The organism is Acinetobacter sp. CFCC 10889 (assembly GCF_003268395.1).
GTDB lineage: Bacteria > Pseudomonadota > Gammaproteobacteria > Pseudomonadales > Moraxellaceae > Acinetobacter.
Window position 1 is genome coordinate 95197 of record NZ_LQXQ01000007.1, and the last position, 11489, is coordinate 106685.

Below are 11489 nucleotides of genomic sequence, written 5' to 3' on the forward strand. Positions count from 1 at the left end.
ATTATTGCGCTTCAAAATAAACCGCATAATCTGTTTGAGGTTCTAGGTTAGCTTGATCAGGATATCGCTTAATCCGCATCATTTTTTGGCTATCGTTATAATCAACTTCCAAAGTATCAACACACATATAGCCTTTGGCTTGTTTGATGACTAATTCTTGAAGCATGTTTAAAGTTTCATTTACGAGAATATCTATTGCCGTGTTATCCAATAAAATCCCGACTTCACCCTCATTAAAAATCGTACCTTTGCGCACATAATTTTTATGGAAAATTGCTTTCGGATCTTTGATTGGATCTAAACTTTTAATAAAGTTTTGTACGGTTTCAGCAATCTTTTCACCTTCACCTTCTTTAATCAGCATAGATGCACGATCAAATTTTTTATCAAGTGAAATGAATTGCAGTTGTTCGATACTGATTGAACCATAAGCTTCGTATTCAGTATCACCAAATGTGGTTTTAGAGAAAATTGAGTTCTCACCACGCTTATATGTTTTTGTACCATCGGCTTGCGTAATTTCCTCACTTGAACTCGCATTTGAAAGCTGTTCGAAATTACCATTACCCAATTGATCAATAAAATCCGTAATTAATAAAGGACTTGTACGTTTACATTGACTTGATGGCACAACATAACCACGAATTAAGCCTGTAATCGAAGCAACAACATCTATCAAGTTTTTATCTTTTGCATAATGTAAGTCAAATGACTGATCACGGAATAAATGATGACGAATACAGTTTTGGCTGATGTATAACGGTGTTTCATCAAAATTAATATCTGATGCTTCTTTACGATATTTATAACCTGTTTCTTCTTTAATTTTACCCGATAAATTACTGAATCCACGTAACTTAGGTAAAGTATGGTTATCAACCGTCTTACCATCATTTCCTGTCAATGATGTCGGACCATTCCAATTCACAACCCCATAACCATACGCTGTAATTTTAAAGTCTACACTTTTCACGCCTGTTACTTTAGCCATGTTATTTCCCCTCTTGTTTTGTTGTTGAATAATTAATCTTAGCGATATGTAATAATTGTCCTTTATCTTTTTCACTCTTGTATAATAGTTTTACTACTGTACAGGTAGCTTAGAAAATAAGAGTTTTTCTTATTACATACACTGCCGTATAGGCAGCTTAAAATTTGGTATAACCTTGTTCCATTTAGTAAGACTATACACGCCCTAAAATAAAAACACCATAAGAGTTTTATTTATATATTAAAACTCATATATTTTCATTCTATACCATGAATAAGATGCACCAATCACTAGCGCACCTATACTTAAAAATGTTATATATTAGACATTTACAAAAAATTCATCATTAAAAACTTTAATTTATCCAATGAGATTGAGCCAATTGGCTGTTGATCTGTGACTGCGTAATAGATTGCTTCAGGATGTCGAACTCCTGTTCCACCTACCTTATTAAGATCATCTTCGATATAACTTAAATACAGTGGGAAATCGGCATCTCGTGCATAATTCTCCAATACAGCACAACGAGCTTGTTGTTTTTTCTCAGGAATCCCTTTGACTGGATGTGTCGAATCGACATTACCATGCTTCTGCGCAATAAAAGTAATCAATCCTAAATCTCTGATAATATTTAAAGATTCTGTCAGATTGTCATATTCAGTTTTATCATCCAAAGGTGGTGTATAAGCATATTCATTTTCAAAAATAGGTTGTTTAAAATCATTCAAATTTAAAACAGCCAATTGCACAAAACGACTGTCACCACGTAATGAATTTTTACTGATCTTAGACTTTCTCTCAGCCGTTTTAGACTTCATGACTTTAGTCGGTTCAGTGACTTTTTTATTCAATAAATCAATGCTTTTCTTTAAAGCCTTGTCCATATCCTGAATAACCGCAGACTTATCACTCAACTGTTTTTGGTGTGCGTAAAATTCACGATAAAGCGTATATAACTCAGCAATTTTAAAGACTTTTCCATTTAAACGATCTTGCAAAAAGTCATACCATGCTTTTGTGGTTTGTAAGCTATTCAATTGATTTAAAAAGTAAGCCAATGAACCTTTGCAACTACCATTTTTAACATTTTCAGTAATCGCAACCTGTAAAATATTCACTGCATCATTTTCACCAAAACGATCTAAACGCCCCATACGCTGCAGCATGTTTTCAGGCGAAGTCATTTCACTCAACATATGTTGACTGGTGATATTTAATGAGGCTTGAACAATAGGACCACTTCTTAAAACAGCATATTTTTGTGAACCATTCTTTTTAAAGGAATCAAAGACTTCATCAAACCATTGCTTTTTATCACTACGCTTATATTTGGAGTGAAATAACACACTATTTTCATGATCTTTCTGATAAATAAAGCCAAGTTGTGCCGTTTGTGCAGTATTGGAAATAATAAAAGTTTGATCCGAATAAGTTTGATAAAATGGATTACCTTCAATCACAGATTCATCATACTCAATAAAATCAATTTGATACTGACTTTGGTTAAAAGATAACATTTCAATCACATCATCTTCGTGTACATTTAAAATATTTTCCAAATAATAGTAATGTGGTGTTGCAGAAACCAATAATGTATTTTTCTCATAACGTTTACGCATATTCTTATTGGCGATGAGTTCTGCAAATAAAAGATTAAAAATCTCCATGCCAATATATTCATGATATTCATCAAAAACCACATGTGCATCCATGAAAGGCAATAAACTATTGACATTGGTATGTGTCACAATCGAACCTAAAATTTGGTCGATTGTGGTAACAACGACATCACCCGAAAATGGTTTTGGTTCGTTGAGCGTCTTACCGTTTTCATGAATATATTTAAATTCACCTGTCAAAATTTCAACTTTTGCATCAGGTAAATAATCCTGTGTTAATTCTTCAAAAATCCCTTGGCACACTTGCACACGTGGACATACCCAAATAATTTTCTTGGCATCTTTCAGTCTTGCCCATTCCAAAGCAATTTTGGTTTTACCACAACCCGCAGGACCTGCAAGTACAGCAATATCACGTAAATCTGCAAGCTCTTGCGCAACTTGATTCTGCTTTTGTGTTCTTTCACTATCAGGGAATTTCGTTGCTACATTTTTCAAATGTTCTGCTAAATCAGATAAAATTTCCTGATCTTCCAACAATTCATCCAAACGTTTTTCAGCAATAAAATCCACCAAATCTTGCGCTGTTTGCTTAGATACAATTCGATCAGCACTGATCACACAAGCACGTAATAAATTATGCTGTGCATTAGTTTGAATTTTACCTGTCAATACATCCGTTGAATCTGTACTTGCATAAGATTTAAAATCGGGAAAGCTTCGACTTTTGAACATATATTCAAAATTTTCAATCAATCCTGTGCAGTCCTCGTCACTCCAAGGTAAATGTTGTTCTATTAACTCTACTGAATTGAAGTGTTTAGCAATTCCATTCATACGTTTAATAACGTTAGTACTATTTTTTATCAGCACTGCAAATTGTTCCGCACCAATATTCTTAATTAAATATTCATATGCCTTATAACTGCCTGTAAAATCATCATTTTGACGATATGGCTTTGCGTGATGCCAATACAAAACATGTTGAATACTTTCTTTCTGACGATTATTTAAATTTTTACATTGTTGCTCTAAAAGATTAAATATCAACAATGAAATTTCATTATGACGTGGATGTTTATCGAAACTAAATTTACCTTTTTCGATATGTTGCCCATCTTCAATATCATCCGGCTGTTTCGCTTTTTTTACCCAATCCTGAAAATGAGGATCTAGCTTTCCCAAATCATGTAAACAACCTGCTAAAAATGCCACTTTGGAAAGATTTTCATATTCTTCATTATCCACCACTTTTTTAAACAGTAGCTGTGCTAAATAGCCAATTGCAAATGAATGCTCAGCCAAAGGTTGTAATTGTGTATTTGCGTAAAATTCGTCTTTCTTTGCTTTCATTGTCATCACATCCATAAATACTTCTTTTTGGGTACTATTCACAGGAACAATCCCCTCTGAATTAAACTTATTTCTATTCCCCACGACCCACAGCAACTCGCTTCTACGTCGTCCACGTATCCAATGACAACTCACCGCAGTGCTTTTAGTCACGGTTTTACGAAGCAGCTTTTTCACCGCAATCAAACCATCTTCCGTGATTACGGTTTGCCACGTGTTATCCCCGATCCGATCTGCAAAAGCATCGAGTACACGGCGAGTACGAGGAATGGCTTTCTTTTCGCACTGGGAAATAAAGGTCACGATCATAATGCATCCCCATCTACATCATGATTTTTACAAGCTTGCGCTTTCACTTGATCAAACATGAAATCAAGGCAGCGATGTTCGGTAAATTTCTGCAAAACTTGCTGACGAAACTCTTGCTCGGTCATTTTTTCTTTGGCGCAAATAAAAGCATAGGGCAGAACCACAGCATCCTTGATTAAATCCGCCACATCAAAGACCAAAGCCCCACGACGAGTTTTACCATGCATCACCGCAAAACCATGTGGAATCCCCAAAACCCAAAGTGTGGTAGCAGCTAAGCCGTAGGCTAAATAATTGCCATGATTGAGGAAGTCATTGGCTAAATCCCCTTGTTCAGGATTACGGCTAAAATCTTTCGAGCCTGTACGTGTTGCTGCGATTTTATAGAGTTGTTTAGTGGTTGCAGCTTCGGCAAGTAATAAGTCACCGACTTTATTTAAATTTGGAATTTTCTTTTCAAAGCCATTTAATGCATTTTGAATATCCAGATCATCCAGAAAAAAACCTTCAGTTTTTAAGTCCCGATCTTTGTCCCAAATTTTTCGGATAAATTCGATCCGTGCAAGCTGGAACTGTTTAGCAACTTCTAAACGCTTCTGATCATCAAACCAGAACTGCATCCACCCCTGCATGTATTCAGTAGGTCTATACTCACTCTGCGGTGTCATCCATTCTATTTCACAACCCATAAACAATGGCGTTCCGCCACCACCACAAAAACCGACCAATACGCCTGCACTCGCAAGCATACGCATGGCTGCCTGAGTGATGGACGTACCTGTACCAAGCATCACCACTGTGGTATTGGCTATAGGAATATTCCAGTATTGATTTTCATTTTTCGCTTCGGTCAGATACAGTACCCGACCATCTTTTTGCATGACACGGGCGTGCTCAAGATAGTAAATATTGGCACGTTTAGAATGTAATATCGCCTTTAAATCGCTGGGGTTCAGTTGTTCCATATTTATAATAATATGTTATTCAAGTTGTAATTAATTTAGCAGAATAAATTTTAAACTCTAGTCTTATTTTTAAGCAAAACGACATTTTATGACGCTTATTTTTTATTATAAAGCAACACTTTATAGACATTATATATAATATTAAGCAATAAAAAACGAGCTATTTACAAGCTCGTTTTAATAAGTCATTTAGATTCTATTGAAACACTTTAAAACGCACTGCATCATCTATATAGGTTTTTTCAGCCGCAGGAGCTTCAACCGAACCAAAAACTAACTGTGCACGTAGTTGCCATGTTGTTGGAATTTCCCATTCCGCATGCACTTGCTCATCCACAATTGGATTATAATGTTGTAGTGAAGCACCTAAACCTTCTGTATTTAATGCTGTCCATGTTGCAAACTGTGCAATTGCTGTTGAATGTTCTGCCCAAATCGGAAAATTATCTGCATAAGATGAAAATTGATCTTGCAAGCTTTTTACCACATCCAAATCTTCAAAAAATAAAACTGTGCCAAATCCTGCTTTAAAGCGATCAATACGAGCATTGGTTTTTGCAGCACCTGCTTCATCTTTAGCATAGGCTTGTAGTTTTGCTTTGACTAACTCCCAAAATTTTTCATGTTCGGCATTAAACAAAATCACTGCACGAGAAGACTGTGAGTTAAATGATGATGGGCTTTGCTTGATCGCTGTTTGAATCAAATCAGTCAGTTGCGCTGTGCTAAGCTTTACATCACATCCAATAGCATAAATTGTACGTCTATTTTGAATTAAATCTAAAAACTGATTCGACATTTTTGAAATTCCTTTGCTATTTCCTCGGGGAAATACGAGACCAAACGCTACAAATCATTAGAAAAATTAAACAATCTATATTACAGTCATTTTCATCATTCTAAGACTTCATTAGAACAAAAATACCTTAAATTCATCTCTATGCTTATAAAAAATAAGCATATTAATAGCATTTAAAATATAAAACCGCATAAAAAAATGCCAATAAAGTCATTCGATTTATTGGCATTTCAACACTGATGTAGAATTGAGCATCTACCTAAAATAAGCAAATATGCTCAATTAAAATTTAGCGTTTAAAACATTGGCTTTTACTTGATCTTTCCACAAATCACGTAAAGTTGGTAAATAGAATTTTTCACCAAGCTCGACCAATTCAGTATCAATCAAAGCATGAATTTCATGCATAAATAAATAATCCAACTCAACTGTTACAAGTTGCTTTTGTACTTTTGCAAATTCTTTACGTTTGGCTTGGGCTTTTTTCACCAATTGATCTGCATAGTTTTTATCTTTAAATTGACCAATGGCATTTAAACGCAATTCGATCACGCCCCAACCACTGAGTAAAAGTTTAAATGTGGCAAAATCTTGAGTGGTTGATTCCCATGTCATTTTTTCTAAATCTTCATCTGACGGAAGCACAGGTAAAAGTAGTTCCATAACACTTGGGAAAATCTTTTTAAAATTCAAAATAAATTTAACAGGATGTTCACCCGGATAATCCTTAAATTGAACATTTTTTTGAACATCCGTCAAATATATATCTAGCATAACCAATCATCAGCAATAAAATTCTAGTGCGTATTGTACGCACTTCATTTATAGATAGAAACTATTGCTGATGATTTCTGTACAGATTGTGATTAGTTATACCACTTACTTCGCATTCGGATGCACCATTTTTTCAGGTTGTACCACTTCATCAAATTGTTCAGCAGTCACCAATCCAAGTTCAACTGCAACTTCTTTTAAAGTTTTACCTTGTTTATAAGCAGTTTTTGCAACTTTGGCTGCATTTTCATAGCCAATGACAGGATTGAGTGCTGTAACCAACATCAAAGAGTTATGCAAGAAATAGTCTATTTTTTCACGATTTGGTTCAATTCCGACTGCACAATGTTCATCAAAACTATTACATGCATCGCCCAATAACTGGATGGATTGAATTAAATTAAATGCAATCACAGGCATATATACATTCAACTCAAAGTTCCCTGCCGCACCTGCGAAGTTAATTGTGGTGTCATTGCCCATCACTTGTGCAACCACCATCGTCATCGCTTCACATTGAGTTGGATTGACTTTGCCTGGCATGATGCTTGAGCCTGGTTCATTTTCAGGAATGTGTATTTCCCCAAAACCACAGCGTGGACCACTCGCTAACCAACGAATATCATTGGCGATTTTATTTAAACTTGCTGCCAAAGTTTTAAGTGAACCTGAAGCAAATACCGCAGCATCTCGTCCAGCCAAAGCTTCAAATTTATTTGGGTTGCTAATAAATGCCAAACCTGTTAATTGTGCCAATTGCGCTGCTGCTTTTTCCGCATAATCAGGATGTGCATTTAAACCTGTGCCCACCGCTGTACCACCAAGTGGTAACTCATATAACCAAACTAAAGCTTGTTCTAAACGTTTGATTCCATTATCCAATTGTTGTACATAACCACTAAATTCTTGCCCTAAAGTCAACGGCGTTGCATCTTGTAAATGGGTGCGTCCAATTTTTACAATATCTTGAAATTCTTGTGATTTTAAATTTAACGTATTACGCAGACGTTTGACCGCAGGAATCAATAACTCATTGATATGTAAAGCTGCTGCAACATGAATCGCTGTTGGAAACGAGTCATTGGTTGATTGTGCACGATTGACATGATCATTCGGATGAACAGGCTTTTGTGAACCCAAAGCATTGCCCAATTTTTGATTGGCAATATTAGCAATGACTTCATTACAGTTCATGTTACTTTGCGTACCCGAACCTGTTTGCCATACCACCAATGGAAATTGGCTGTCCCATTGCCCAGAAATTACTTCATCTGCGGCATCCACGATATAGTTCGCAAGCTCATCTGGTATTTGTTTCAATTCAGCATTGGTGATTGCTGCGGCTTTTTTCACTAAACCCATTGCACGAATCATAGGGCGAGGTAAATGTTCATGACCGATTTTAAAATTTTGCACACTACGTTGTGTTTGAGCACCCCATAGCGCCTCACTTGGAACTTCTACATCACCCATAGTGTCATGTTCAATACGTGTCTGCATACTAACCTCTTGTAAAACCTAAATAATGAGCATCGATCGACAAAGTGTTCAATGTCTTGATCTATTTATGCTAATCAATAATTTTAAATATGTAAACAATAATCATTATCAAATATAATTTTATACAAACATTTCTCATAACGTCTAACCTAACCATTATTTAAAGTATTTTGATAAAATTTCCATTCATCTTGAATCATTTTTTGCAATGAACGCTTTGCAGCCCATTTTAAAATATTTTCTGCTTTTGTGCTGTTTGAACCGAGTTGCGCAAGTTCTTCATATTTATACACCGCTTCAATGGTTGTAATTTCAGCAGCAGTAACGTCCTTCACGATACCAATCAAATTACGGATCGAACTTTGTTCACCTGAAATATCAAAGGCTTCACATATATTAAATTGGTTCTGTAGCCAAAATAAACTGGCTTGAATTGCTTCACACACATCTAAAACATGTACAAAACTACGTTCAACTGTCCCATCTTCAGTATCTGCTTGGTTTTGTAACTCAATGACATCTCGCTGAGCTGCAGCGACTTGTAATAACATTGGAACAATATTTTTAGGTAAAGGATTTACAAACTCACCCAATACGCCGTGTTCAAATGCACCAACGATATTCCCCAAACGTAAAATTGCAATACGCCATTCATTGTCTGTTTTATAAGTATCCTGAATGATTTCTTCAATCATTTGTTGTGACTTTATATAGGGATTTGGATAAGTATAATTAAAATCAACTTGTTCATGCAGCTCTAAACTTGATTTTCCATACACAGCTAAACTGGATAAATGCACCAAACTTCTCACGCCTGTCCGTTGCATAGAACGTAATAAACTCATGATACAACTGACATTATCATTATAATATTCAAGTGGTTTGAGTTTAGATTCTTCAAGTGATTTAAAACCTGCGGTATGGATCACAGCATCAATGGAATATTGTTCAAACACTTTATTTAAAGCTGGCGTATTACGAACATCAATTTTTACAAATGGAATATACATGCCTGCAATATATTCAAGCCGTTCTAAAGTTTGTAAATTTGCATTGGCTAAGTTATCCACAATGACGACCTCTTGCCCTTGAGCAAGCAAGCTAATCACCACATGCGAGCCTATAAAGCCTAAACCACCAGTCACTAAAATCATTGTATAGATACTCCTTATAATAATCATGTACTTAAAACTTATTGGTGTAATTTTGGTGTTGCCACGTATTTATCCACAGCCTTTAAGAACAAAACAACTAACATGAGATTTCCCTAAATCAGCTTAATTTTAAGACATCTCTTTTACTATTTTACAACTTCTTAATATTCTATATGTTGCAGTTATAGCTATTAACTGTATCTTGTTGATGTCAAAAATTAGAATCAATTATTTAACACAAAATGTGGGACATTGGGAAAAAATAAGATCAAAGTATTCAATTTAAAATATTTGCATATACCTATAACGTCCTCCAGATAATGAAGTCAAAAAAACTAGTAATGGATGAAAGGTTTTTTTATCAGGTAAAAAGACTTATATATGTATTCAAGTATTAATTTAAAATAACAAAAAAATACAAGAACTTAAATTAATTTGAATTACATTTAATAATCTTTATTTTATTACTCAGTTTAAGAGAAAATTATGTCTAGAACGAAGTTTAAAAAAAAGCTCCTTATTGGAGGACTTATTGCATTAGGCTTAGTAACTTTAGCAAATGCAAATACTAATGATATTCCAACAGTAAAAAAAGTTGATATCAATAAATATGCAGGTCAGTGGCATGAAATTGCAAGAAAACCTTTATATTTTCAAAAAGTATGTGACTACAATGTCACAGCAAATTATTCATTAAATGATAAAGGAAATGTGGTAGTTGATAATAAATGTTTCAGTAAAGATGGTAAATTAAATCAATCAATTGGCGAAGCTTTTGTTAAAAATCCACCTCAAAATAGTAAGCTTAAAGTAACATTTTTACCTAAACTAGTTCGTTGGCTTCCTGTCGGTCGTGGCGATTATTGGATTTTGAAACTGGATGAAAATTATCAAACTGCTTTAGTGGGAAGTCCTAATAAAAAATATTTATGGGTTTTAAGTCGTGATCCAAACATTGATCAACAAATATTAAATGAATATCTAGATTATGCTAAAACACTGGGTTTTGATTTATCAGATATTATTTACACTAAACATAAGTAATCTATATTTTTATAAATTTTACTGATTAGTAGTCCCTTGGTAATAAGTGAATAATCTTATATTCACTTATTTAAGCTGCCTATACGGCAGTGAACAGATGACTGTTGTTTTGTTAGTACTTTCTTCATTTCTAAGCTGCCTATACGGCAGTGAACCGCCTGAGTTCCACCTGTTTTATTTCGAACATTTTCTAAGCTGCCTATACGGCAGTGAACACAAACACAACAGCAGCACCGATAACGTGGGGCTTTCTAAGCTGCCTATACGGCAGTGAACTTGTTTTAGCATCGTCACCGACTCTTGTTGCATTTCTAAGCTGCCTATACGGCAGTGAACAGGGGTTGCGGGGCTTCTCGTGGTTCGCTATATTTCTAAGCTGCCTATACGGCAGTGAACGATTATTTTATAGTTTGCCCGCTGATGTTTTATTTCTAAGCTGCCTATACGGCAGTGAACTAGCAGTATTAGAATTTCCATTTTTACCTTTTTTTCTAAGCTGCCTATACGGCAGTGAACAGGGGTTGCGGGGCTTCTCGTGGTTCGCTATATTTCTAAGCTGCCTATACGGCAGTGAACTCCCAAATATCACCATGATTCCGATTGATTCATTTCTAAGCTGCCTATACGGCAGTGAACGATGGCGCTAAACAAGCAAACGAGAAGTTAAGCTTTCTAAGCTGCCTATACGGCAGTGAACAACGTACTTATGCTTTTGAATTGCAAACAACATTTCTAAGCTGCCTATACGGCAGTGAACTGTGCATGACATCGCAAATAGCGCGCCCAGTTTTTCTAAGCTGCCTATACGGCAGTGAACACAGTCGCAAGCAATAAAAGCGCAGCAAATATGTTTCTAAGCTGCCTATACGGCAGTGAACAAATCGTGCTTTTTCCAAGACACAGGCTTGATTTTCTAAGCTGCCTATACGGCAGTGAACTCACGCATTTAACTATTGAAAATACAGGGTATTTTCTAAGCTG

Annotated in this window: 8 protein-coding genes and 1 CRISPR repeat array; of the genes, 1 reads left to right on the forward strand and 7 read right to left on the reverse strand. The window is 35.4% G+C overall.

What is annotated here, in order from left to right:
* Position 1: 1 nt before the first annotated feature.
* The 7 genes from cas7fv to AVJ19_RS04175 form a co-directional block, all read right to left on the reverse strand.
* Entirely contained in the window at positions 2 to 991 is a 990-nt protein-coding gene (gene cas7fv / locus AVJ19_RS04145; RefSeq protein ID WP_111858531.1) for a type I-Fv CRISPR-associated protein Cas7fv, read from the reverse strand.
* 329 nt (positions 992 to 1320) lie between these two features.
* Positions 1321 to 4272 carry a CRISPR-associated endonuclease Cas3'' gene (locus AVJ19_RS04150; protein WP_111858532.1) on the reverse strand — a complete coding sequence of 984 codons (2952 nt, stop codon included), beginning with the start codon at positions 4270 to 4272 and terminating at the stop codon, positions 1321 to 1323.
* The gene (gene cas1f, locus AVJ19_RS04155) at positions 4269 to 5237 is read right to left on the reverse strand and encodes a type I-F CRISPR-associated endonuclease Cas1f (protein WP_111858533.1); all 969 of its coding nucleotides are present in this window, start codon (positions 5235 to 5237) and stop codon (positions 4269 to 4271) included. The genes AVJ19_RS04150 and cas1f overlap by 4 nt, the downstream gene beginning before the upstream one ends.
* 196 nt (positions 5238 to 5433) lie before the next feature.
* The gene (locus AVJ19_RS04160) at positions 5434 to 6036 is read right to left on the reverse strand and encodes a nitroreductase family protein (RefSeq protein ID WP_111858534.1); all 603 of its coding nucleotides are present in this window, start codon (positions 6034 to 6036) and stop codon (positions 5434 to 5436) included.
* 282 nt (positions 6037 to 6318) lie between these two features.
* A complete protein-coding gene (locus tag AVJ19_RS04165) occupies positions 6319 to 6810 on the reverse strand; it encodes a hypothetical protein (protein ID WP_111858535.1) in 492 nt (163 codons plus the stop codon).
* A gap of 105 nt (positions 6811 to 6915) precedes the next feature.
* Positions 6916 to 8310: a class II fumarate hydratase gene (gene fumC, locus AVJ19_RS04170; RefSeq protein WP_111858536.1), complete on the reverse strand. Its 1395-nt coding sequence runs from the start codon at positions 8308 to 8310 to the stop codon at positions 6916 to 6918.
* Positions 8311 to 8459: 149 nt separating this feature from the next.
* Positions 8460 to 9464 carry an SDR family NAD(P)-dependent oxidoreductase gene (locus tag AVJ19_RS04175; RefSeq protein ID WP_111858537.1) on the reverse strand — a complete coding sequence of 335 codons (1005 nt, stop codon included), beginning with the start codon at positions 9462 to 9464 and terminating at the stop codon, positions 8460 to 8462.
* A 486-nt stretch (positions 9465 to 9950) separates the two neighbouring features.
* On the opposite strand from AVJ19_RS04175, the gene AVJ19_RS04180 reads away from it, so the two are divergent.
* A complete protein-coding gene (locus tag AVJ19_RS04180) occupies positions 9951 to 10508 on the forward strand; it encodes a lipocalin family protein (RefSeq protein WP_111858538.1) in 558 nt (185 codons plus the stop codon).
* Positions 10509 to 10575: 67 nt separating this feature from the next.
* Positions 10576 to 11446: direct repeats of the CRISPR family, unit length 28 nt; unit sequence TTTCTAAGCTGCCTATACGGCAGTGAAC.
* The last annotated feature ends 43 nt before the right edge of the window (positions 11447 to 11489 follow it).